At 60.5% G+C, this 23,334-nt stretch carries 24 protein-coding genes and 3 pseudogenes; 11 read left to right on the top strand and 16 right to left on the bottom strand.

Annotated features, from left to right (window positions below; all coding sequences use genetic code 11):
- Positions 1–5 precede the first annotated feature (5 nt).
- Together accC and aat are read left to right on the top strand one after the other, a co-directional pair.
- Positions 6–1,352 (top strand): acetyl-CoA carboxylase biotin carboxylase subunit, encoded by a 1,347-nt coding sequence (gene accC, locus FHT71_RS27970; protein ID WP_007792735.1) that lies wholly within the window; start codon positions 6–8, stop codon positions 1,350–1,352.
- Between the two features lie 6 nt (positions 1,353–1,358).
- On the top strand, positions 1,359–1,973 hold the full coding sequence (gene aat, locus FHT71_RS27965) for a leucyl/phenylalanyl-tRNA--protein transferase (protein WP_007792737.1): 615 nt from the start codon (positions 1,359–1,361) through the stop codon (positions 1,971–1,973).
- A 3-nt stretch (positions 1,974–1,976) separates the two neighbouring features.
- Here the strand turns inward: aat and FHT71_RS27960 are convergent, their stop codons facing one another.
- From FHT71_RS27960 to gatB, 5 genes and pseudogenes are all read right to left on the bottom strand, one after another.
- On the bottom strand, positions 1,977–2,402 hold the full coding sequence (locus FHT71_RS27960) for a DUF2155 domain-containing protein (protein ID WP_007792740.1): 426 nt from the start codon (positions 2,400–2,402) through the stop codon (positions 1,977–1,979).
- Positions 2,403–2,506: 104 nt separating this feature from the next.
- A complete protein-coding gene (locus tag FHT71_RS27955; RefSeq protein ID WP_007792741.1) occupies positions 2,507–2,905 on the bottom strand; it encodes an NADH:ubiquinone oxidoreductase subunit NDUFA12 in 399 nt (132 codons plus the stop codon).
- A gap of 104 nt (positions 2,906–3,009) precedes the next feature.
- Positions 3,010–3,472 (bottom strand): annotated as a pseudogene (locus tag FHT71_RS27950) (GNAT family N-acetyltransferase).
- A 13-nt stretch (positions 3,473–3,485) separates the two neighbouring features.
- Positions 3,486–3,989 (bottom strand): GNAT family N-acetyltransferase, encoded by a 504-nt coding sequence (locus FHT71_RS27945; RefSeq protein ID WP_007792746.1) that lies wholly within the window; start codon positions 3,987–3,989, stop codon positions 3,486–3,488.
- 4 nt (positions 3,990–3,993) lie between these two features.
- Positions 3,994–5,496 (bottom strand): Asp-tRNA(Asn)/Glu-tRNA(Gln) amidotransferase subunit GatB, encoded by a 1,503-nt coding sequence (gatB, locus tag FHT71_RS27940; protein WP_132594234.1) that lies wholly within the window; start codon positions 5,494–5,496, stop codon positions 3,994–3,996.
- 139 nt (positions 5,497–5,635) lie between these two features.
- Here gatB and FHT71_RS27935 point away from each other — a divergent pair, with 139 nt between their 5' ends.
- Positions 5,636–5,950, top strand: a complete 315-nt coding sequence (locus FHT71_RS27935; protein WP_132594232.1) for a DUF1294 domain-containing protein — start codon at positions 5,636–5,638, stop codon at positions 5,948–5,950.
- On the opposite strand, the gene FHT71_RS27930 is transcribed toward FHT71_RS27935, so the two are convergent.
- A complete protein-coding gene (locus FHT71_RS27930) occupies positions 5,942–6,448 on the bottom strand; it encodes a GNAT family N-acetyltransferase (protein WP_132594230.1) in 507 nt (168 codons plus the stop codon). The genes FHT71_RS27935 and FHT71_RS27930 overlap by 9 nt on opposite strands.
- 293 nt (positions 6,449–6,741) lie before the next feature.
- Here FHT71_RS27930 and FHT71_RS27925 point away from each other — a divergent pair.
- Positions 6,742–6,998 (top strand): annotated as a pseudogene (locus FHT71_RS27925) (YjhX family toxin).
- A 36-nt stretch (positions 6,999–7,034) separates the two neighbouring features.
- On the opposite strand, the gene FHT71_RS27920 reads toward FHT71_RS27925, so the two are convergent.
- The 5 genes from FHT71_RS27920 to FHT71_RS27900 form a co-directional block, all read right to left on the bottom strand.
- On the bottom strand, positions 7,035–7,310 hold the full coding sequence (locus tag FHT71_RS27920) for a hypothetical protein (protein ID WP_132594228.1): 276 nt from the start codon (positions 7,308–7,310) through the stop codon (positions 7,035–7,037).
- A gap of 24 nt (positions 7,311–7,334) precedes the next feature.
- Positions 7,335–7,799, bottom strand: coding sequence for a GNAT family N-acetyltransferase (locus FHT71_RS27915; RefSeq protein WP_132594227.1), 465 nt, complete (start codon positions 7,797–7,799; stop codon positions 7,335–7,337).
- Between the two features lie 21 nt (positions 7,800–7,820).
- Positions 7,821–9,302, bottom strand: coding sequence for an Asp-tRNA(Asn)/Glu-tRNA(Gln) amidotransferase subunit GatA (gene gatA, locus FHT71_RS27910; protein WP_132594226.1), 1,482 nt, complete (start codon positions 9,300–9,302; stop codon positions 7,821–7,823).
- Positions 9,303–9,356: 54 nt separating this feature from the next.
- Positions 9,357–9,644, bottom strand: a complete 288-nt coding sequence (gatC, locus tag FHT71_RS27905) for an Asp-tRNA(Asn)/Glu-tRNA(Gln) amidotransferase subunit GatC (RefSeq protein WP_007792766.1) — start codon at positions 9,642–9,644, stop codon at positions 9,357–9,359.
- 125 nt (positions 9,645–9,769) lie between these two features.
- The gene (locus FHT71_RS27900; RefSeq protein WP_007792769.1) at positions 9,770–10,474 is read right to left on the bottom strand and encodes a metal-dependent hydrolase; all 705 of its coding nucleotides are present in this window, start codon (positions 10,472–10,474) and stop codon (positions 9,770–9,772) included.
- Between the two features lie 117 nt (positions 10,475–10,591).
- On the opposite strand from FHT71_RS27900, the gene ruvX reads away from it, so the two are divergent.
- Positions 10,592–11,086 carry a Holliday junction resolvase RuvX gene (gene ruvX / locus FHT71_RS27895; protein ID WP_007792771.1) on the top strand — a complete coding sequence of 165 codons (495 nt, stop codon included), beginning with the start codon at positions 10,592–10,594 and terminating at the stop codon, positions 11,084–11,086.
- Here the strand turns inward: ruvX and FHT71_RS27890 are convergent.
- From FHT71_RS27890 to FHT71_RS27875, 4 genes are all read right to left on the bottom strand, one after another.
- Entirely contained in the window at positions 11,023–11,355 is a 333-nt protein-coding gene (locus FHT71_RS27890) for a DUF6105 family protein (protein WP_007792773.1), read from the bottom strand. The genes ruvX and FHT71_RS27890 overlap by 64 nt on opposite strands.
- Before the next feature lie 294 nt (positions 11,356–11,649).
- Positions 11,650–12,312 (bottom strand): TetR/AcrR family transcriptional regulator, encoded by a 663-nt coding sequence (locus tag FHT71_RS27885; protein WP_007792778.1) that lies wholly within the window; start codon positions 12,310–12,312, stop codon positions 11,650–11,652.
- A gap of 149 nt (positions 12,313–12,461) precedes the next feature.
- The gene (locus tag FHT71_RS27880) at positions 12,462–13,079 is read right to left on the bottom strand and encodes a GNAT family N-acetyltransferase (protein WP_132594224.1); all 618 of its coding nucleotides are present in this window, start codon (positions 13,077–13,079) and stop codon (positions 12,462–12,464) included.
- Positions 13,079–14,728 (bottom strand): acyl-CoA dehydrogenase family protein, encoded by a 1,650-nt coding sequence (locus FHT71_RS27875; RefSeq protein WP_132594222.1) that lies wholly within the window; start codon positions 14,726–14,728, stop codon positions 13,079–13,081. The genes FHT71_RS27880 and FHT71_RS27875 overlap by 1 nt, the downstream gene beginning before the upstream one ends.
- A gap of 178 nt (positions 14,729–14,906) precedes the next feature.
- On the opposite strand from FHT71_RS27875, the gene FHT71_RS27870 reads away from it, so the two are divergent.
- From FHT71_RS27870 to FHT71_RS27855, 4 genes and pseudogenes are all read left to right on the top strand, one after another.
- A complete protein-coding gene (locus FHT71_RS27870) occupies positions 14,907–15,863 on the top strand; it encodes an aspartate carbamoyltransferase catalytic subunit (protein WP_132594220.1) in 957 nt (318 codons plus the stop codon).
- Complete coding sequence (locus FHT71_RS27865; protein WP_132594218.1) at positions 15,860–17,149, top strand: dihydroorotase; 1,290 nt, start codon at positions 15,860–15,862, stop codon at positions 17,147–17,149. Before FHT71_RS27870 ends, FHT71_RS27865 begins: the two co-directional genes overlap by 4 nt.
- A gap of 20 nt (positions 17,150–17,169) precedes the next feature.
- Entirely contained in the window at positions 17,170–17,790 is a 621-nt protein-coding gene (gene plsY / locus FHT71_RS27860; RefSeq protein WP_183722938.1) for a glycerol-3-phosphate 1-O-acyltransferase PlsY, read from the top strand.
- Between the two features lies 1 nt (position 17,791).
- Positions 17,792–17,914 (top strand): annotated as a pseudogene (locus tag FHT71_RS27855) (DNA-protecting protein DprA); the annotation flags it as partial.
- Here the strand turns inward: FHT71_RS27855 and FHT71_RS32210 are convergent.
- Positions 17,907–18,035 (bottom strand): hypothetical protein, encoded by a 129-nt coding sequence (locus tag FHT71_RS32210; RefSeq protein WP_281040991.1) that lies wholly within the window; start codon positions 18,033–18,035, stop codon positions 17,907–17,909. The pseudogene FHT71_RS27855 and the gene FHT71_RS32210 overlap by 8 nt on opposite strands.
- A 258-nt stretch (positions 18,036–18,293) precedes the next feature.
- Here FHT71_RS32210 and topA point away from each other — a divergent pair, with 258 nt between their 5' ends.
- Both topA and rnr read left to right on the top strand, forming a co-directional pair.
- Positions 18,294–20,945, top strand: a complete 2,652-nt coding sequence (topA, locus tag FHT71_RS27850; RefSeq protein WP_132594252.1) for a type I DNA topoisomerase — start codon at positions 18,294–18,296, stop codon at positions 20,943–20,945.
- On the top strand, positions 20,942–23,314 hold the full coding sequence (rnr, locus tag FHT71_RS27845; protein WP_132594215.1) for a ribonuclease R: 2,373 nt from the start codon (positions 20,942–20,944) through the stop codon (positions 23,312–23,314). The genes topA and rnr overlap by 4 nt, the downstream gene beginning before the upstream one ends.
- The last annotated feature ends 20 nt before the right edge of the window (positions 23,315–23,334 follow it).

The raw sequence follows: 23,334 nt of genomic DNA, 5'->3' as shown, positions 1-23,334 counted from the left end.
GCGTCATGGTCTCGAAAATCCTCATCGCCAACCGCGGGGAAATCGCGCTTCGCGTGCTGCGCGCATGCAAAGAGCTCGGCATTCCTTGCGTCGTGGTTCACTCGACTGCCGACGCCGATGCCATGCATGTGCGCCTTGCCGACGAAAGCGTCTGCATTGGCCCGCCGCCCTCGCGCGAAAGCTATCTGAACATTCATCAGATCGTGGCCGCCTGCGAAATCACGGGTGCCGATGCCGTGCATCCGGGATACGGATTCCTGTCCGAAAACGCCAAGTTTGCGGAAATCCTGGAAGCGCATGGCATCACGTTCATTGGCCCGACGGCGGAACATATCCGCCTCATGGGCGACAAGATCACCGCCAAGACAACGGCGCAGGAGCTCGGTATCCCTGTCGTTCCGGGGTCCGATGGCGAGGTCAAGACCGAGGAAGACGCACTGCGTACTGCCGCTGAAATCGGCTATCCAGTGCTGATCAAGGCAACCGCAGGCGGCGGTGGCCGCGGTATGAAGGTTGCCAAGTCCGAGGCCGACCTGATCGAAGCCTGGTCGACGGCCCGTACCGAAGCGGCAGCCGCTTTCGGCAACGATGCCGTCTACATGGAAAAGTACCTCGGCAAGCCGCGCCACATCGAAATCCAGGTGTTCGGCGATGGCGAAGGCAATGCGATCCATCTCGGCGAACGCGATTGCTCGCTGCAGCGCCGCCATCAGAAGGTCTGGGAAGAAGCCAACTCCCCGGCCCTGAACGTCGAGCAGCGAATGAAGATCGGCCAGGTCTGCGCCGATGCCATGAAGAAGCTGAAGTATCGCGGCGCCGGCACGATCGAGTTCCTGTATGAGAACGGCGAGTTCTATTTCATCGAAATGAACACCCGTCTGCAGGTGGAACATCCGATTACCGAGGCAATTACCGGCATCGATCTGGTCCACGAGCAGATTCGCGTTGCTTCCGGCGGCGGGCTCTCCGTCAAGCAGGAAGAGATCAACTTCCACGGCCATGCCATCGAGTGCCGCATCAACGCCGAGGACGCGCGTACGTTCGTGCCCTCTCCGGGCACGATCACGCACTTCCATGCGCCGGGTGGTCTTGGGGTTCGCGTCGATAGCGGCGCCTACCAGGGCTACAAGATCCCGCCTTACTATGACAGCCTCATCGGCAAGCTCATCGTATTCGGTCGCACGCGTGTCGAATGCATGATGCGTCTGCGTCGCGCGCTGGACGAGTTTGTCGTGGACGGCATCAAGACCACGCTTCCGTTGTTCCAAGATCTGGTGGACAATCAAGACATCGCCAACGGCGACTATGATATCCATTGGCTGGAAAACTATCTGGCCAAAAAACCGGCGTAACAGAGAATGGCAGGATCGCGCAGGAAGTCTCCAGGCATAACACCGGAAATCCTCCTGCGCGCCTACTCTATCGGCCTCTTTCCGATGGCCGAATCGGCTGATGACCCAGAGATATTCTGGGTCGAGCCCGATCTTCGCGGTGTCCTGCCGCTTGATGAATTCCACGTTTCCAAAAGCCTCGCCAAGACGATCCGGCGCAAGCCTTTCGACATCCGCTTCAACCACGATTTCGATGCGGTGATCGCAGCCTGCGCGGCGGAGACCGGGGACAGGCCGAGCACCTGGATCAATCAAACGATCAAGACGCTTTATTCCACGCTGCATCGCATCGGCCACGCGCACTCGGTCGAGGCATGGGACGGTGACGAGCTTGTCGGCGGATTATACGGAGTGTCGCTGGGTTCGGCGTTCTTCGGCGAAAGCATGTTCTCACGTCGGACGGACGCTTCGAAGATCTGCCTCGTTCATCTCGTGGAACGGCTGCGGACCAAGGGGTTTACCCTGCTCGATACACAGTTTACGACCGAGCACCTAAAGACTTTCGGAGCCATCGATGTTCCGAAGGATGAGTACGCTCACATACTCGCGGCAGCAATTGAATCACCGCACCTGGAATTTTGAGAATTAGTTGGCTGCCTTGTCGGGCGCGGGCACGTCCGAGTTCTGCTTGCAGTCCTTCAGCCAGACGTCATAGATCGGATGCTCGACGGCATTGAGGCCGGGGCTGTCGGCAAACATCCAGCCGGTGAAGATGCGGCGGATCTTGCGGTCGAGCGTAATCTCGTCGACTTCCACAAAACCATCTATCTTCTGCGCTTCGGCCTGATCGCGCGAATAGCAGGCCTTAGGTGTCACCTGCAGCGCGCCGAACTGCACGGTCTCGTTGACATAGACATCGAACGTCGTGATGCGGCCGGTGATCTTGTCGAGGCCGGAGAAAACAGCGACCGAGTTCTCGATGCGCGCAGCGGAGGCGACCTGCGGCAGAAGGCCAAGCGCCAGGGAGAGCCCGGCGGCACGCAGGAGATTCTTCCGCGTGAAAAGCTTCATATCTGCCCGTCTCCACAGCATCTTGAAATCGAAGGCCGCAATCGCTGCGGCCATTCTGCGGGTAATGGTCAATTGTGGCCAAAAGCGGGGCCGGCGGGGCCTGCTCAGTTGCCAGGTGTCCAGGCATCGTAGTCGCCCGTAACCCGCGGACGTTCGCCAGGAACGACCAATGATCCAGGCGGGCGATAAGCCTGCGGCGAACCCGTCGGGTTTGCGCGATGCGGCTTCTGCCATTCCTTGGCGACGTAGTTTTCCTGGCTCGGAGGAACGTTCGTGCGGTGGTGCATCCAGCCGTGCCAACCCGGGGGAATTGCGGAGGCTTCGGCATAGCCCTTATAGATCACCCAACGCTTCGGAAGGCCGTAGGACGACATGCCACCTTCGTAATAAACGTTGCCCAATTCGTCTTCACCGACGCGCTTACCGAAACGCCATGTCGCAAAACGCGTACCGATCGTCTGACCGTTCCACCAGGTGAAGATTTGCACGAGGAGATTCTTCATGTCTTTTCCTTGAGCTAGCCGGACGGCGAGCGGGACCAGAATTTGATCCCTCGCTTATGCCGCCAGCGATCCACATTGTCCAGTGATTCCGGCGCCACACCGGCTCATTTCAGCGCCATCTTGAAGCCGAGATGCGATTGTTTGAAGCCCAGTCGCTCATAGAAACGGTGCGCATCCTTGCGGCTGGCATTCGAGGTCAGTTGCACGAGCCGAAGACCGCGACGTTTTGCCTCCGCGATGGCAAACTCGATCATCTGAGCGCCGATGCCCTGTCCTCGCATGTCGCCCCGCGTCTGCACCGCCTCGATGATCATCGAGGACGAGCCCCTGCCAACCAGCGACGTCACGATCATCGTCTGGAACGTGCCGACGACCTGCCCTTCGCGTTCGGCGACGTAGAGCGTCTGGTCGCGTGATGAGGCGACCCGCTCGAAAGCCCGGAGATAGTCGCCGAAGGCCTCAGGCGCCGTCGTATCGCCGTGGCCGCCGAGTTCATCCCCGGCAAAGATGGCAACGAGTGCCGCCACGTCCGGCGTTGCGCGCCTCGCGAATGATGGTTTGGCTCATGGTCACATTGTGGCTAGCGCTGTTCGAGAGGTTTTTCGAGGATCAGCGTCGGTATGCCGGATTGCCCCGGCCCGTCGTTTTCATTGCGGCCGACATCCTCGAAGCCGTGAGCATGATAGAAGGCGATCGCCGTCTTGTTCCGCGGCTCTACCTCCAAGCGCATGATCTCGGCATCGGGAAAACAGGTTTCCAACTCGGCAAAGATCTCCCGCCCGATACCCTGGCGATGCAGCGGTGGACGAACATAGAGCAGATGCAGCATGACGGTCTTCGTCATTTCATCCGACATGGCGGCGTAACCGATACCGCCGATATCCTTACCGTTATCGGCAACGAGGAACTCGGCATTCTTCTTCGCCAGTCGCGCCTGCAGCGCCGCCGGCGAAAACAGATGCGCAATGAGCTCGGCTACCTTCGCTTCGCCATAGAGGCCAGCATAGGTCGCGCGAAAGCCCTCATCCAGCAAGGTGCGCATCTTGCTTAGATCACCCTCGCTGGCGGTGCGCACGAAATACACGGTCTTACTCCTCGATGCCGAGCTTCGCCTTGACCAGAGCCTGGACTGCCTGCGGGTTTGCCTTGCCACCCGTTGCTTTCATCACTTGACCGACGAACCAGCCGGCAAGCGTCGGCTTGGCCTGGACCTTCGCCACCTGATCCGGGTTGGCGGCAATGATCTCATCGACCGCCCTCTCGATCGCGCCAGTATCGGTCACCTGCTTCATGCCCCTGACTTCGACGATCTCGGCAGGATCGCCGCCTTCGTTCAGCACGATTTCGAACAGGTCCTTCGCGATCTTTCCTGAAATAGTCTCCGCCCTGATAAGATCAATGATTGCGCCGAGTTGCGCCGGCGAGACAGGCGTCTCCTCGATGCTTTTGCCTGTCCGGTTCAAGGCACCGAGCAGATCATTGATGACCCAGTTGGCGGCTGCCTTGCCGTCGCGGCCTTCGGCCACGGCTTCGAAATAGTCGGCGATCGCCTTTTCCGAGACCAGAACGGAAGCGTCGTAGACCGAGAGACCGAGTTCGCGCACGAAGCGCTCCTTCTTGTCGTCGGGCAATTCCGGAAGGTCGGCTTCAAGCGCCTTGACGAACGCATCGTCAAACTCGAGGGGCAAAAGATCCGGGTCCGGGAAGTAGCGGTAATCGTGCGCATCTTCCTTCGAGCGCATCGACCGCGTCTCGCCCTTGTTCGGGTCGAAGAGACGGGTTTCCTGCTCAATCGCGCCACCATCTTCCAGGATGCCGATCTGGCGCCGGGCTTCGTATTCGATCGCCTGGCCGATGAAGCGGATGGAGTTGACGTTCTTGATCTCGCAACGGGTGCCAAAACCTTCGCCCGGGCGACGGACGGAGACGTTGACGTCGGCGCGCATGGAGCCCTCGTCCATGTTGCCGTCGCAGGTGCCGAGATAGCGCACGATCGAGCGCAATTTCGTCATGTAGGCCTTGGCTTCATCCGACGATCGCATGTCCGGCTTGGAGACTATCTCCATCAGTGCGACGCCCGAGCGGTTCAGGTCGACATAGGACATGGTGGCGTGCTGGTCGTGCAGCGACTTGCCGGCGTCCTGCTCCAGATGCAGCCGCTCGATGCCGATCTCAATGTCCTCGAACTGGCCCTGACGATCCGGCCCGAGCGAGATGACGATCTTGCCTTCGCCGACGATTGGATCCTTGAACTGCGAAATCTGATAGCCCTGCGGCAGGTCGGGATAGAAATAGTTCTTGCGGTCGAAGAGCGAGCGCTTGTTGATCTGCGCCTTCAGGCCAAGACCGGTGCGGACCGCCTGCCTGACACATTCCTCGTTGATGACGGGCAGCATGCCGGGCATGGCCGCATCGACGAGCGACACGTTGGAATTCTGCGGCTTGCCGAACTCCGTCGCCGCGCCCGAGAACAGCTTCGAATTCGACAGCACCTGTGCATGAACTTCCATGCCGATGATGACTTCCCAATCGCCAGTGGCGCCGGGAATGAAGCGTTTCGGATCAGGCGTACGAACGTCGACAATGGTCATTGAGATGCTCTTTTTGAGGCTGTTCTTTTCAACTCGTGAGGTAACGGAAATGGCTTGCCGGTGCAAGGCTTTCGGCGGTCCCGTTGGGCGGGCCAGCCGGTTTGGGGCGTGTTAACGCAATGTCGCTAGCGTGGCCCGCATGACGGCGACTGATATTCTCATGATCCTCGGGCTCTTCCCGGCACTCAATGCCTTCGTGTTCTCGATCTATTTCCTCGACAAGCAGGCTGCTCGCCATCATCGTCGCCGGATCAGCGAGAAAACCTTGCTGACGCTCGCATTCGTCGGTGGCAGCCTGGGCGCGGTTTGCGCGCAAAGGCTCCTACGTCACAAGACGCAGAAAGAACCGTTCCGATCGATCCTCAGGGCCATTGCCATGTTTCATATGCTGACCGCGCTTCTTTTATCAGGCGCCCTCGGCTACGTCGTGTCGGACGGCACGCTGCTAGACTAGACCGTATGTGCCGTCGTCCGCCGATTCCAGAGCCTTTGACAGACCGACTGACGGCACATCACGATCGAGCTTGGGATTGTAGACAATCGATAGCCAATGAATTGCGTATCCACGCTTCTGGAAGAAGCTGATCGCTTCGGAGTTTCCGGAGTGCGTCTGCATCATTGCCGTATCGAAGCCCTGCGCTGCTATGTCTTTCTCGATATCCTGCAAGAGTGCAGTTCCGAGACCATGACCGGTGAAGGCAGGATCGATCCAGAAATCCGAAATCTTCTCGTCGAGCGTCTCGCGCGCCGCCCATCCTGCCGCATGCCCGTTCCATTCGATGACAGTGACGGTGATCCAGCTACCCGTAACGAAATCGAAAAACGCGCTTCGCGCGGAATCGACCATGGCATCCCCTTCGCCGATGGATGCCATTGCCTTCTGCCAGGCCCTTATTCCGATCTCGCTCAAAAGCTCCGCTTCGCCTTCGCGGGCATTGCGAATGTGGATCAATAGCCTCTCCGCGTTTTCGCAGAAGTAAACACCGAATCACCGCGTTATCAAAGCCTTGGGTTTCGAGCGCGAGACCCAGCACAACATCCCCCATTGGTTGCAAAACTTGACGAAATTGAGGTCAGCGGATATGACGACCTTATGTTGAACTGGTCTTCTCAGACCCGGTAGGGGCCCTGCCCGCAGGTTTTTCTTGCGCGCACGGGCCCGAAAAAACGAAGCCCTGACGTCCAATCGGACGCCAGATCGTTTTTACGCGCCTCCTCAAGGCGCTACGACCGGATCAACATTCCATGGATATTTCACGCACGGAGCAGCGCATCCTGCACTATTGGCCCAAGGTGGCCGGATTGAAATCGAACGCGACGACAACCGGAAAATCGAGGCGGTGAAGTGCTTCACCCGCGACGGCTGGGTCTATCCCGGCTTCGGCCTCGAGCTGTTTCGCAAGCTGAAGCAGAAGAGGGCCATCAAATCCTCGGGCGGCAAGCCCTATCGCATCACCGAACGGGGATTGGTTCTGGTGAGAGCGGAACAGGACAACAGATAAACTCCTGGCCGCGCGTCGCCTCAGCGCGCGGCTTCCTCAAAGACGCGTGGTAAGCTCGGCCTTCATCGCCGACCACTCCTCGGCCACCGAGCCGCTCCCACGATGCTTGCCAGCACGGCGGTACCAGTAGTCAGCATTCCAGTCGTCGCCTTCGATACGATGGCAGAAGGCATGACCCCAATCGAAAGGCGCCTCGCCTTCGTGCGCCTGGCAGATTGCATGCACGGCCTGCCACTCCGCACCCACGGTGAAACCTGCCGCCGCGAGGCAGTCGAATGCTTCGATCATGTCCGCAATATTCTGTTTGGCCATAGGCCTCCTCCCGAAATTGCGCCTTCAGCCGAGACGCTTCTCCAGATGCACCTTTTCGAGCGGAATGCCGAGTTCCGCATCAAACTTCTCACCGCGCCAGACGATCGAGAAGCCGGCCCGCTCGTAAAGTCGGATGGCGCCGCCATTGGTAGCGCGGGTGTGGATTTTTGCAACTTTGAAGCCGTCAGCGGCAATGCGTTCAATGAAGTAGCGCACCATGGCGGAACCGATGCCGCGGCCCTGGCAGGCGGGATCGATCCAGCTGTCAGAAATGTAATTGGGTTTGTTTTCCCGGGCGCCCCAGCTGGCTATCCTACCTTCGAACTCAGCGACGATGACATCGCCCTTTGCTGTAGCGGGATAGTCGAAGAATGCTCTGCGGGCACCTTCGATGACGTCAGCCCGGTTGAAACCAGCTTCGCCAGCGCCGCTGGATTTCCATGCCGCAAAACCGACGTCGCCGACCATATGATGGTCGGCGACGGTCATTTTTCCGGATTGTCAGCTCGCTTACCACCACTTGGCAGGCGTGAACCTGCCCGCGGCCTGCTCGATCACATGCGCAGTCTTGAACAGCGTTTCTTCGTCGAACGGTTTGCCGATCAGCTGTAGACCGAGCGGCAGGCCCTTGTGATCGAGGCCGGCCGGAACCGCGATGCCGGGCAGCCCGGCCATGTTGACCGTCACCGTAAAGATGTCGTTCAGGTACATCTTGACCGGATCGGAGGCGAGGTTTTCGTCGGCGACGCCGAAGGCGGACGACGGTGTCGCGGGCGTCAGGATCGCATCGATACCGGCATTGAAGGCCAGTTCGAAGTCGCGCTTGATGAGCGTGCGAACCTTCTGGGCCCTGATGTAGTAGGCGTCGTAGTAACCGGCCGAGAGAACATAGGTGCCGATCATGATGCGGCGCTTGACTTCCTTGCCGAAGCCGGCGGCGCGCGTCTTTTCGTACATGTCGACGATATCCTTGCCGTCGACACGCAGGCCGTAGCGGACCCCGTCGTAGCGGGCGAGGTTCGACGAGGCTTCGGCGGGGGCGACGATGTAGTAGGCCGGCAGCGCGTATTTGGTGTGCGGCAGCGAGATGTTGACGATCTCGGCGCCTGCGTCCCTGAGCCAGGCAATTCCCTGCTGCCACAAGGTTTCGATTTCCTCTGGCATGCCGTCGACGCGGTATTCGTTCGGAATGCCGATCTTCATGCCCTTCAGCGACTGGCCAAGCGCGGCTTCATAGTCCGGAACCGGCAGGTCGACGGAGGTCGTGTCCTTGGAATCGACTGACGCCATCGACCTCAGCAGGATCGCGGCGTCGCGCACGTCGCGCGCAATCGGGCCGGCCTGATCGAGCGACGAGGCGAAAGCCACCGTGCCCCAGCGCGAGCAACGGCCATAGGTCGGCTTGATGCCGACCGTGCCGGTGAAGGCGGCCGGCTGACGGATCGAACCGCCTGTATCGGTCGCGGTAGCACCGGCGCAGAGGTGGGCTGCAACCGCAGCTGCGGAACCACCGGAGGAACCGCCTGGTACCAGTTGCTGGTTGGAGCCGCCCGAACGCCAGGGATTGATCACCGCGCCGTAGTAAGAGGTTTCGTTGGAAGAGCCCATCGCGAACTCGTCCATGTTGAGCTTGCCGAGCATGACGGCGCCGTCGTCCCACAGGTTCTGGGTGACGGTCGATTCGTAGTGCGGCTTGAAACCATCCAGGATGTGGCTGCAGGCTTGGGTATGAATGCCTTCGGTCGCGAACAGGTCCTTGATGCCGAGCGGGATGCCTTCGAGCGCACCGCCTTTGCCGCCGGCGAGACGCGCGTCTGAGGCTTCCGCCATCTGCAGCGCCTTCTCGGGCGTGACCTTAATATAGGCATTGAGCTTTTCGTTGGCCGCTTCGATTGCCGAGATGTAGGCCTCGGTCAGTTCGGTTGCTTTGATCTCCTTGGCGCGCAGCTTCGTGCGGGCTTCGGCAATGGTCAGGCTGGTGAGTTCGCTCATGGTAATTCGCTTCAAATCTGGAATGGCAACGGAGGTCGGAAAGCAGCGAGAGCCTTATTCGACGACTTTGGGTACCAGGAAGAAATTCTGATCGGTGACAGGAGCGTTCGAGACAATGTCGGCGGCCTTGTTCCCGTCGGTCACGTCGTCCCTGCGCTTCTTCATCTCCATCGGAGTGACCGATGTCATTGCCTCTACGCCTTCGACATCGACCTCCGAGAGCTGCTCGACGAAGCCGAGAATACCATTCAGCTCGCCCACCATGCGGTTTGCCTCTTCTTCCGAGACGGCAATACGGGCAAGGCGCGCTACGCGCTTAACGGTGGCAAAGTCGACGGACATAACATTCTCCGGATGGGATTTTTCCTACCCGCTATAAAGGCCATGCCCGCTGTGCGCAACGGGCATGGTCTTTGGATTGCGTGGAATTCCTTCTCCGAAATCGAAGCGATTTCGGCAGACCTCGACTAGAGAGAAAGGCTTTCGCCCGGCTTCGGCGTTTTCACAGCTGTCTTCGATCCGTCCATGCCGGAGACGAACTTCTCGGGCGTCTGGTCGATGATCGGGAAGGTGCCGTAGTGGCAGGGTATGGCGGTCTTGAAGTTGAAGTAGCGTTGGCAGGCCAATGCCGCCACCGCGCCACCCATGGTGAAGCGGTCGCCGACTGGCATGAGGCCGATGTCGGGCTGATGCAGCTCGTTGATCAATGCCATGTCGGAGAAGATGTCGGTGTCGCCCATGGCGAGGATAGAAGCCTCCTCGTCGAAGTGCAGCATCAGGCCGTTGGCATTGCCAAGGGCGTGCGAAACGCCATCCTCGGTGATCTGGGCGGAGGAATGCAGCGCGTTGGTGAAGGTCGCCGAGAAGCCGTCGAACGAAATCGTACCGCCGGTGTTGCCCGCTTCGATCTTCTTCAGGCCCTTCGAGCTCAGCCAGGCGGCAAGATCGGCGTTTGCGAGAACGACCGCGCCAGTCTCCTTGGCAAGTGCGACGGTATCGCCGACATGATCACCGTGACCGTGGGTCAGCAGGATATGTGTAACACCGCTCGCGACATCCTTTGCATTCTGGCCCGCAAAGGACGGATTGTGCGTGAGAAACGGATCCAGCAGGATTTTCGCCTTTCCGATCTCGATGCGGAAAGCGGAGTGACCAAGCCAAGTGATCTTCATGAAATTCTCCTCTTATTATGGGATGCAAAAGCCTGCTTTGCTGGTTATGGACATATCCGATGCGGCCACAAAGAAAAGCGGCGCTGCTTCAATTTCTTTTGACGGGATGAAACGACGATGACGGTGCTGACGATTGAGGAACTGGCGACGGTGCTGCAGCCGGGACAGGCGATCGCGGGTCTCGATCTCGGCACGAAAACGATCGGGCTCTCGATGTCCGATCTCGGTCGGCGCTTTTCGACGCCCCGGCCTGTCATCAAACGCGAGAAATTCACGATCGATGCGGTAACGCTGCTGGAGTTTGCCACGAAGGAAAAGGTTGCCGCCTTCGTTATCGGCCTGCCGATGAATATGGACGGATCGGCCGGACCGCGCGTACAGGCAACGCGCGCCTTCGTGCGCAACATGGAGCAGAAAACCGCCCTGCCCTTCGTGTACTGGGACGAGCGGCTGTCGACGGTCGCCGCCGAGCGTGCTCTGCTGGAAATGGACGTATCGCGCAGGCAGCGTGCCGAGCGCATCGACTCGGCCGCGGCAAGCTTCATTCTTCAGGGAGCGCTGGACAGGCTTTCCTTGCTCGGCAGAGCGGCATCCGACGACTTGGATCCGTGACGAGCACGCCACCAGGCGGCAATCGCCTTGCGTCGGCGGAACCCAATGATTGCGAAAACGACGAGACTGTCGACGACGATCGCACGCGCGACCAGCGGCGGAATGGTTTCCGGCGGAATGCCGAGGATCTTCCCATAAATCTCGAAGGTCAGGTCGTGAACCTGCCTGCTCAGCATGAAGATGCCGAAGCTCATGTCATAGTAGGAAAGCCAGTACCATCCCGCCAGAAAGACAATGGGACCGGCCCAGAAGATCAGAAACCACTTCATGCGGTCGTCTCTCGTTCTCTTCGAATGGATAGCCCCTCGTAAGAAACCAGCCATATCGACAACGCCATCGAACCCAGAACCAGCGCCGGCACAGCGATATCCAGCGCAAGCACAGCGAAAAACATCATCGCGGCAACAAGAAACGCGGCTCTCGCGATTTTGGTTCCCATGGTTCCGGACACCCAACACTTTGGACTGCCCCAGCAACCTGACTTCTTAACCGGAAAGGCGCAACGTAAACCATTTGTTAAGGTTAACGCGCGACGGAAGGCCTGTGGAAAGACTGTCTCTGCTTCAGCCGTAGACGCCGCGAACGATGCGTTTCAGGGCGGTTGCCGCCTTCTCCCAATCCTTCGGCGTCTTGAGTGCCAGCCCAGCGCACTGGCCGCCGGCGGAGGCGGAAAGCACGAGATGCTGAATGGCTGCGATCAGAATCGCATTGACGGCCACGACATCGACGCCCTTCGGCGGCGTCAGCGATCCGCGCATCCGGTCGAGCCAGTTTGCCAAGGCCTTCGACCGCGCCTCGGAAAGCCGCCTGACCTGCTCGGTGTTTTCGGAAACCTCCCAGGCAACGATACGACGAACAAGCGGATCATCCCTCAAGGCCTCGAGGAACAAGAGTGACAAGCGCTCCATCAGGTCGCCGTAAGTCAGAAGGAACATGCCGCCGGTGTCCTCGGGAATACGATCCTTGACCCAGGTGCCGAGATCAGCGCCGATCGCCTCCACCAAGCCGTTGAGGCCCCCATAGTAACGGTAGATCAACTGCTTGTCGCATCCCGCGCGGCGGGCAACTGCGTTGACCCCGAAATTCTGGAACCCCTCCTCCGCCAGCAGCGACTTGGCTGCCTTAAGGATTGCCTTCTCCGTCGCGCTTCGGTCTCGGATACGTTTTTCCGGTTCGACACGGATTGCGTCGGCAACGGGCGTTAGCACCATGGGATCATTGAGCATTAGGATTCGGTCCGAATTGTCACTTGCGGTGAGTAGCAACACCACCCAACACCGACAACGGACAAGCCTTTGAAAGATTGTGGACAGCCTGCCAAAGGTGACGGCAGTCAGGGCACTGTCACCGTTCGGCGACATGACGCTGCTTGACCCTAGAGCTCCTGGCCAAACCAGGCCGTCGGATCGGAAGCATCCACAAAGGGAGGTTCGAGACGTGCAAACCCACGGGAACCCCAGAAGCGCAGGGCACCATGGTTATCGGCGCTGGCACCGAGGTGGACTGCTGTTACGCCGGCGTCTCGGGCATTCGTCAACCATCGATCAAGAAGCCCGGTGCCCATCCCCTGGCCTTGAAGGCGCGGCAGAAGGTTCATGTGAATATGGGCTGGAAAGGTTTCGACGATCGCGGCAGGCACCAGAGACGGGTGATGGATCGCGGCGATATATTTCTGATCCGCATCCCAGCTGGCCGGATCGCCCTGTGGATCGGCGTACGTCTCTCGGAGCGCCGGCCACCAATCGCGTTCAAGCCGCTCCTCGAAGGAAATCGTGTCGAAGACACCGACAATATAGCCGGCAACCCCTTCAAAATCTTCTGCCACGAAAGCCGTTTCGGGACTGAGCAAGACGTAGGGCGCTGAGTAGACATGGCCGATCAGCTTGCCGTCGCGATGCAACTCGGACGCATCGCGGCCAGCATCGCCCGTCACCAGCGAGATTCGATAGATCTGTTCGAGATCATCGGCACGGACGGGGCGCAGTATAGTCATCAGCTTGCCGGCGGATAGAGCAGATCGACGATGTAGCTGGCGTCGAAGCGCGAATCCAGCATGCCGTAGGTCGAGCGCCAGCCGCCTGCGAGCCGCGTCTCAATGAAGGCGTCGGCGATCCGGCCTGCTCCCAGGCGATACAGTTCGGCCGCGCCGGCAGCGAGTGCGAGCTGTTCGACCAGCAGACGCGCAGCGCCTTCGTCCCGCTCGCAGAGCGCCATCGCGGCGCGCAGCACGTCGATCGTCTTCTTGCCGGCCGGCCCGAGATCGCGCGCGAGCCCGGCAAACACGGTTTCGAAGAGATCCTTGCCGCGGTTCAGGATGCGCAGCACGTCGAGCGCCATGACGTTGCCCGAGCCCTCCCAAATCGCGTTGACCGGAGCTTCCCGGTAATGGCGGGCGATCGGGCGCTCCTCGATGTAGCCGCTGCCGCCGATGCACTCCATCGCCTCGTAGATCAGTGCGGGCGCGATCTTGCAGCACCAGTATTTCGCAACCGGCGTCATGACGCGGGCGTAGGCCGCCTCTTCGGCACTGCCGCGCGCCCGGTCGAACGCATCGGCGAGGCGGAAGGACAGCGCTGTCGCGGCCGCCACATCGAGGGCCATATCGGCCAAGACACGCGTCATGATCGGCTGGCTGACCAGCATCTTGCCGAAGACGCTGCGGCCGCGGGTATGGTGCACGGCTTCCGCGAGCGAGGCACGCATCATGCCCGAGGAGGCCAGCGCGCAGTCGAGGCGCGTCAACGTCACCATGTCGAGAATAGTGCGGATGCCACCATCCGGCGTGCCGAGCAGGAAGCCGAAGGTATCGCTGAATTCGACCTCGGACGAGGCGTTGGAGCGATTGCCGACCTTGTCCTTCAGACGTTGGAAGTGGAGGCCGTTCGCCGAACCGTCTTCCAGCAGCCGAGGAACGAGGAAGCAGCCCATCCCATCCTTCGTTTGCGCCAGCATCACGAAAGCGTCGCTCATCGGCGCCGACATGAACCACTTGTGGCCGGACAGGCGGTAAATGCCTTCGCTGACCTTTTCGGCCGTCGTCTTGTTGGCGCGGACGTCGGTGCCGCCCTGCTTCTCCGTCATGCCCATACCGATCGTCACGGCGGACTTCTGCATGGCCGGCTTGTTCGTGGAATCATACTTGCGCGACAGTATCTTCGGCGCCCAATCCTTCTGAACGGCCGGCGTGGCGGAAAGGGCCGCGACCGAGGCGCTCGTCATTGTCAGTGGGCAAAGATGGCCAGATTCGAGCTGCGCCGTCAGATAGAAGCGCGCCGCCCTGACCTTGTGCGCCTGGTCCTTCGCCTCGGTATCCGCCTGCGGATCCCACACCGACGAGTGAAGCCCCGATGACATCGAACGGCGCATCAGCGCGTGCCAGGCCGGATGGAACTCGACGACATCCAGCCGCTCGCCGCGCGGACCATGCGTGCGCAGCTGCGGCGTTCCCTGATTCGCCATGCGCGCCAGCTCCTGCGCCTCCGGAGAGGTCACGTAGCGCCCCATATTGTCGAGATCATCGCGGATCCCGCGCGGCAACGTGCCGGTCAGGTCCACGATCAGCGGATCGGACCTGTAGGCATTGATCCCGGACCACAGGCTCGGCTGGTTGAGTTCGGCAAGTTTCTCTTCGGCGGGCATCATGAATCGCTTCTAGTGCAAGAGGCAGGCAAAGGGAAACCGGAAGTTATAATTTCCCTATCTCTGCAATGTTGAATTCGGGCAAAATTGCAGGGGGAGACGGGCCTTTCCCACAGCGCAAGCTTGCCGCCGCCCGGCGCACTCTTTATAGACCCCGCAGACGACAGCAAGAGGCAGGTTCATGGTCTTCTTTCCCCACCGCCACCTCATCGGTATCAAAGGGCTCACAGAGCAGGATATCACCTTTCTCCTCGACAAGGCCGACGAGGCCGTCAAGATCAGCCGGCAAAGGGAGAAGAAAACGTCGACGCTGAGAGGCCTCACGCAGATCAACCTTTTCTTCGAAGCCTCGACGCGTACACAATCTTCGTTCGAGCTCGCCGGAAAGCGCCTCGGCGCCGACGTGATGAACATGTCGGTCGGCAATTCCTCGGTGAAGAAGGGCGAGACGCTGATCGATACGGCGATGACGCTGAACGCGATGCGGCCCGATGTGCTGGTTATCCGCCACTCCAGCGCCGGCGCAGCCGCCCTACTCGCACAGAAGGTTTCCTGCTCGGTCGTTAACGCCGGCGACGGCCAGCACGAGCATCCGACCCAGGCGCTGCTCGACGCGCTGACAATCCGCCGCGCCAAGGGCAAGCTGTCGCGCATCATCGTCGCGATCTGCGGTGACGTGCTGCATTCCCGCGTTGCGCGGTCGAACATCCTGCTGCTAAACGCCATGGGCGCGCGCGTACGCGTCGTTGCTCCAGCGACGCTGCTGCCTGCCGGCATTGCCGACATGGGCGTCGAAGTCTTCCATTCCATGAAGGAAGGCCTGAAGGACGCCGACGTGGTGATGATGCTGCGCCTGCAGCGCGAACGTATGTCTGGCGCCTTCGTGCCCTCGGTGCGCGAATACTATCACTTCTACGGGCTCGACGCCGAAACGCTCAAGGCGGCGAAAGACGATGCGCTGGTCATGCATCCCGGCCCGATGAACCGTGGCGTCGAGATTTCCTCGGAGGTAGCGGATGGACCGCAGAGCGTAATCGCAGAACAGGTGGAAATGGGGGTGGCGGTGCGCATGGCCGTGATGGAGACGCTGCTTGTCTCGCAAAATCAGGGTCCACGCACCGAAGGAGCCGGCGCATGAGCAACTCGATCGTCTTCAAGAACGTTCGCATCGTCGACCCCTCGCGCAATCTCGACGAAGTCGGCACCATCATCGTCAAGGACGGCGTGATCGTTGCAGCCGGTGCGGATGCGCAGAACCAGGGCACGCCCGCTGGCGCCAAAGTGCGCGATTGCACCGGCCTCGTTGCCACGCCAGGCCTGGTGGATGCGCGCGTTCATATCGGTGAACCGGGCGCAGAACATCGCGAGACGATCGCGTCGGCGAGCCGTGCGGCAGCCGCCGGTGGCGTCACGTCGATCATCATGATGCCGGATACCGATCCTGTCATCGATGACATCGCGTTGGTCGAGTTCGTCAAGAAGACGGCGAAGGACAAGGCACTCGTCAACGTCTATCCTGCAGCGGCGATCACCAAGCACCTTGCCGGTGAAGAAATGACCGAGATCGGCCTGCTGATTGAAGCAGGCGCCGTCGCGTTCACCGATGGCCGCTCCAGCGTCCATGACACCCAGGTCCTGCGCCGGGTCATGACCTATGCGCGTGAATTCGGCGCGGTGATCTCCTGTGAGACTCGCGACAAATATCTCGGCGCCACCGGCGTCATGCATGAGGGACTGTTCGCGAGCTGGCTTGGTCTCGGTGGCATTCCGAAGGAAGCCGAGCTCATCCCGCTCGAACGCGACCTGCGCATCGCGAAGCTGACGCGCGGCAACTACCACGCCGCGATGATCTCCGTGCCGGAATCGGTCGAAGCGATTGAACTTGCCCGGAGCCGCGGCGCTACCGTGACCTGCGGCATCTCGATCAACAATCTCTCGCTCAACGAGAACGACATCGGCGAGTACCGCACCTTCTTCAAGCTCTACCCGCCGCTGCGGTCCGAAGACGACCGCGTGGCGATGGTGGATGCGCTGGCCCGCGGTGCAATCGATATCATCGTCTCCTCGCACGATCCGCAGGACGTCGACACGAAGCGCCTGCCCTTCGGCGAGGCCGCGGACGGCGCCGTCGGCCTCGAAACGATGCTCGCTGCGGCGCTTCGCCTGCATCACAGCGGTCAGGTAAGCCTCATGCGCCTCATCGATGCGATGTCGACGCGGCCGGCGCAGATCTTCGGCCTCGAGGCCGGCACGCTGAAGCCGGGAGCGAAAGCAGATATTACGCTGATCGATCTCGATGACCCTTGGCTTGTTTCGAAGGACATGCTTCTTTCCCGCTCGAAGAACACGCCGTTCGAAGACGCGCGCTTCAGCGGACGCGCTGTTGCGACCTACGTCGCCGGACAGTGCGTGCATACGATATAAAAAGACCACCGGAGGGGAACATGGTCTCGGATCTCATGACGTGGCAGATCACGCTGCCGATCGCTTTGGCGGCAGGCGCCATCGGCTACCTGCTCGGCTCCATCCCCTTCGGCCTGATCCTGACGAAGGCGGCCGGACTTGGCGACGTGCGCAGCATTGGATCCGGCAATATCGGCGCGACCAATGTGCTCAGAACCGGCAACAAGAAGCTTGCTGCCGCAACGCTTCTTCTCGATGCACTGAAGGCATCCGCAGCCGCCTGGATCGTCGGCTACTTCCTGGGTAACGAAGCAGCGCTGATTGCAGGCTTCTTTGCCTTCATCGGGCACCTCTTCCCGGTCTGGATCGGCTTCAAGGGCGGCAAGGGAGTCGCCACCTATATCGGCACGCTGCTCGGCGTTGCGCCGATCATGGTTCTTGCCTTTGCTGCGGTCTGGCTGGCGGTCGCCTTCACGACCCGGTACTCGTCGCTTTCCGCACTGGTTGCAATGCTTGTCATTCCGGTTGCATTATGGATACTGGGGGCCGAAAAGGTTGCAGCTGTCACGGCGATCATGACTGCAATCTCCTTCTGGAAGCACAAGGCCAACATCTCCCGCCTGAGGAGCGGGACGGAAAGCAAAATCGGGGCGAAGGGATAGGATGGACGCTCGCAGCGCAAGGCCAAAGGGAATTGCGCTGACAGAACGCCGACGCATCGCGTGGCTGCGTCTTATCCGCTCCGACAATGTCGGACCGGCGACCTTTCGCGACCTCATTAATCATTTATATCGGCGTTCTCTTTTTCGGCCACCCGTCGCAACTCAGCAAGCATCGGCCTTATGAAGGCGATGTTCTCATGCGAGCCGGATCGTCCGGTATCTTTCTTTGCGAACTTGGCCGCCATGGGATAGTCTCTCAGGAAAGAGAAACCCTGCCTTTTCGGCTAGCCTGAACCACACTTCAAAAACGATACCTCAATTATCACAAATTGTAATACGATTGCTATCTCGCATTGGTTGCGTAGCATTATAATGCGTAAAAATGCAGTCAAACCACTTGACCGAAACGATTTCCCTGTCCATGTCGAGGAACCGGTTATCTTGGCACGGCAGGGATTCCATCTGCTTATCCGCCGGCCTGGCCCATTTTTTAGAGAATCATGATGAATGTTGTAGTGGTAGAATCGCCTGCCAAGGCAAAGACGATCAACAAGTATCTGGGCTCCGGATACAAGGTGCTCGCCTCCTTCGGCCATGTCCGCGATCTACCTGCCAAAGACGGCTCGGTTCTTCCCGATCAAGATTTCGAGATGCTGTGGGAGGTCGATAGTGCGTCAGCCAAGCGGCTCAAGGACATTGCCGATGCGGTGAAGTCGTCCGACAGCCTGTTTCTCGCAACCGACCCGGATCGCGAGGGTGAAGCGATTTCCTGGCACGTCCTCGACATGCTGAACAAAAAGCGCGTGCTGAACGGCAAGACTGTGAAGCGGGTCGTTTTCAACGCGATCACGAAGAAGGCCGTCCTCGATGCGATGGCCGACCCGCGTGATATCGACGTGCCGCTGGTTGATGCGTATCTGGCTCGCCGCGCCCTCGACTACCTCGTCGGCTTCAACCTGTCGCCCGTACTCTGGCGCAAGCTTCCCGGTGCACGTTCAGCCGGCCGCGTGCAGTCGGTGGCGCTGCGCCTCGTTTGCGATCGCGAATCCGAAATCGAGCGCTTCATCTCTGAAGAATACTGGAACCTTTCGGCTCTCTTGAAGACGCCGCGAGGCGACGAGTTCGAGGCAAGGCTGGTTGCAGCGAATGGCAAGCGGTTGCAGGCTCGCTCGATCGCGAACGGCGAGGAAGCCGGCAAACTGAAAGCGCTTCTCGAGGGTGCCACCTATGTAGTGGATACCGTCGAGGCGAAGCCGGTCAAACGCAACCCGGGACCACCCTTCACAACCTCCACACTGCAGCAAGCCGCTTCCTCGAAGCTCGGCTTTTCAGCGTCTCGTACCATGCAGATTGCCCAGAAGCTCTACGAGGGTGTCGACATTGGTGGCGAGACGGTTGGTCTGATCACCTACATGCGTACGGACGGCGTTCAGATGGCGCCCGAAGCCATCGATGCGGCACGCAAGGCCATCGTCGATCAATTCGGCCAGCGCTACATGCCCGAGAAAGCTCGCGTCTATTCGACCAAGGCGAAGAACGCACAGGAAGCCCACGAAGCAATCCGGCCGACCGACTTCAATCGCTCGCCCGATCGCGTGCGTCAGTTCCTCGATGCCGACCAGATCAAGCTTTACGACCTGATCTGGAAGCGTGGTATCGCGAGCCAGATGGCCTCGGCCGAGATCGAACGCACGACGGCTGAAATCACGGCCGACAACAACGGCGAGAAGGCCGGCCTGCGCGCTGTCGGCTCGGTGATCCGTTTCGATGGTTTCATCGCCGCCTATACCGACCAGAAGGAAGATGGCGAACAGAGCGACGACGGTGACGAAGATGGTCGCCTGCCCGAAATCAATGCGCGCGAGAACCTCGCGAAGCAGAAGATCAATTCGACCCAGCACTTCACCGAGCCGCCACCGCGCTACTCGGAAGCGTCGCTGATCAAGAAGATGGAAGAGCTCGGCATCGGTCGCCCTTCGACCTATGCTGCGACGCTGGCGACGCTGCAGGACCGCGAATATGTCACCATCGACAAGCGCAAACTCATCCCGCAGGCCAAGGGACGGCTGGTGACGGCCTTCCTCGAAAGCTTCTTCACCAAGTATGTCGAATACGATTTCACGGCGGATCTCGAAGAGAAGCTCGACCGGATCTCGGCCGGCGAGCTGAACTGGAAACAGGTTCTGCGCGATTTCTGGAAGGATTTCTTCTCCCAGATCGAGGACACGAAAGAGCTTCGCGTCACCAACGTTCTCGACTCGCTCAACGAGGCGCTGGCGCCGCTTGTTTTCCCGAAACGCGAAGACGGCGGGGACCCCCGCATCTGTCAGGTTTGCGGCACGGGCAATCTGTCGCTGAAGCTCGGGAAATACGGCGCCTTCGTCGGCTGCTCGAACTATCCAGAATGCAACTATACCCGCCAGCTTTCATCCGAAGGCGGTTCGGAAGCCGAAGGCGTTGCACTGAACGAGCCGAAGAATCTCGGTGCCGATCCGGTGACCGGCGAGGAATTGACGCTGCGTTCCGGGCGCTTCGGTCCCTACATACAGCGTGGAGATGGCAAGGATGCCAAGCGCTCTTCCCTGCCGAAGGGTTGGAAACCAGAGGACATCGACTATGAAAAGGCGATGGCTCTGATTTCGTTGCCACGCGACATCGGCAAGCACCCGGAAACCGGCAAGATGATTTCTTCGGGCATCGGTCGTTATGGGCCGTTTCTGCTGCACGATGGCGGCTACGCCAACCTTGAAAGCGTCGAAGACGTCTTCTCGATCGGTCTTAACCGCGCTGTGACCGTGATCGCCGAGAAAGCGAGCAAGGCGCCGGGCGGACGCGGGCGGACGGCAGCAGCAGCGCTGAAGGAACTCGGCGACCATCCCGATGGCGGCGCAATCACCGTTCGTGACGGCAAGTACGGCCCCTATGTGAACTGGGGCAAGGTCAATGCGACGCTGCCGAAGGGCACTGATCCGCAGGCACTGACCGTCGAGGAAGCGCTGGCGCTGATCGCCGCCAAGGCGGGCAAGGCACCGGCCTCGAAGAGCAAGGCAAAACCGAAGGCGAAGGCCGCGGCCGCCGAAACCAAGACGACCAAGACCGCCGCCAAGCCGACGACGGCCAAGGCGCCGGCAAAGACGAAGAAGAGCAAAGAGTGAGCAAAATCCCGCGGGAGAGAACGAAGGGCACGGGCAAGCGTCCGGGCAAGATCGGACGCGCCAGCCAGCAACCCGCAGCCGAACCGCTGAACATGGCCCACGGCACGCTGCCTTCCCGCGAAGTGATCCTGCGTTTCATCGCCGATCATCCGCAAAAGGCGTCGAAGCGCGAACTGGCGAAGGCCTTCGGGCTGAAAGGCGAAAGCCGCGTCGAGTTGAAGCACCTCCTGCGCGAACTGGAGCAGGAAGGCATGCTCCAGAAGACGCGAAAGTCGCTGATCCGGCCGGGCGCCCTGCCGCCCGTCACCGTGCTCGACATCACGACGCGCGACAAGGACGGCGAACTGATCGGTCGTCCGGCGGAGTGGCCTGATGATCAGGGCGTTGCGCCCGCCGTCGCCATCCGCCAGTCGACGTCCCCGGCGGGACGCAACGGCAAGGGCAAGGCCCCTGTTGCCGGGATGGGCGATCGCATCCTGGCGAAGATCTTTCCGGCCGCCGACCGCGGCGGGCCAGCCTACACGGCGCGCATCATCAAGATCCTCGACAAGCGCCGCGGCGCGCTGCTTGGCGTCTTCAAGGATGCGCCGGGTGGAGCCGGCCGTCTGCTGCCGATTGAGCGGCGCGGCGAGGAAATGGTGATCGACCCTGAGTACAAGGGCGAGGCCAAGGACGGCGATCTCGTCGAAGTCGAAGTCGCTCGCCTCGGTCGCTTCGGCCTGCCACGCGCCAAGGTGCTGTCAATCATCGGTTCCGTTGCATCCGAAAAGGCGATCTCGATGATCGCCATCCATGCGCACGGCATTCCCTATATATTCCCGCCGGCAGTTGTCGCCGAGGCGGATGATGCCAAGCCCGCGACAATGTCGCATCGCGAGGATTGGCGCGATGTCCCGCTCATCACCATCGATCCGGCCGACGCGAAGGACCATGACGACGCGGTCTATGCAGAGACAGATCCTTCGTCGGACAATCCGGACGGCGTCATCGTCACCGTCGCCATCGCCGATGTTTCCTATTACGTGCGGCCGAATTCGCCACTCGACCGCGAAGCTCTGAAACGCGGTAACTCGGTCTATTTCCCCGACAGGGTCGTGCCGATGCTGCCGGAGCGGATTTCAAACGACCTCTGCTCGCTGAGAGAAGGTCTGGACCGCCCGGCGCTTGCCGTTCGCATGGTGTTTTCGAAGGACGGCCGCAAGATCGGCCATACCTTCCATCGCATCATGATGAAGAGCGCGGCAAAGCTCTCCTACCAGCAGGCACAGGCAGCGATCGACGGAAAACCCGACGACAAGACGGGACCGCTTCTGGAACCCATTCTGAAGCCGCTCTGGAATGCCTACAGGGTGATGACGCGCGGGCGCGAGCGACGCCAGCCGCTCGAACTCGACATGCCGGAGCGCAAGATCCTGCTGAAGCCGGATGGCACCGTGGATCGTGTCTTCGTGCCGCCACGCCTCGATGCCCACAAGCTCATCGAGGAAATGATGATCCAGGCCAACGTCTCGGCCGCCGAGACGCTGGAGAAGAAGCGGCAGGTCCTGATCTATCGCATCCATGACGGCCCGACACTCGCCAAGCAGGAAGTGCTGCGCGAGTTTCTGGCGACCCTTGGCATATCGCTCGCCAAGGGCGGCAACATGCGCGCCAACAATTTCAACATGATCCTTGCCAAGGCCGATGACACCCCGCATCAGACGATGGTCAACGAGATGGTGCTGCGCTCGCAGAGCCAGGCGATCTACAGCCCCGAGAATATCGGGCATTTCGGCCTGAACCTGATGAAATACGCGCACTTCACCTCGCCGATCCGCCGCTATGCGGACCTCATCGTGCATCGTGCGCTGGTCGGCTCGCTCGGCTTCGGCGAAGGTGGCATCACCCCCGATGAGGAAGGGGTGCTCGATGACATCGCCGCCGAGATCTCCACCTTCGAGCGGCGCGCCATGGCTGCCGAGCGCGAAACGGTGGATCGCCTGATCGCCCATCATCTTGCCGGTCGCGTCGGCGAGGAATTCGAAGGACGCGTATCAGGTGTGACGAAATCGGGACTATTTGTCACTCTCCCGGACTATGGAGCGGACGGCTTCGTTCCTATATCTACGCTCGGAACGGACTACTTCATCTATGATGAGGCACACCAGGCGCTGTCTGGCGAAAAGACCGGGCTTGGATATCGCCTCGGCGACGGTGTCACGGTCAAGCTTGCAGAAGCCATTCCGCTTGCCGGTGCGCTACGCTTCGAGATGATCAGCGAAGGGCGAAAGATGCCCACAGCTGTACGTTCGTTCCACAAGGCGGGCCGGCGCGACGCTAGCCGCGCGCGCAAGAAGGCCGGAACAAGGCCGCCAAGAGGGCGGCGATAGGCGGGTAGGGACGCCGCGAA

The sequence above is a fragment of the Rhizobium sp. BK060 genome, assembly GCF_014193145.1.
In the GTDB taxonomy this organism is placed as follows: domain Bacteria; phylum Pseudomonadota; class Alphaproteobacteria; order Rhizobiales; family Rhizobiaceae; genus Rhizobium.
Note: the sequence above shows the minus strand (reverse complement) of the source record. Positions and strands in the feature narration are given on the sequence as shown.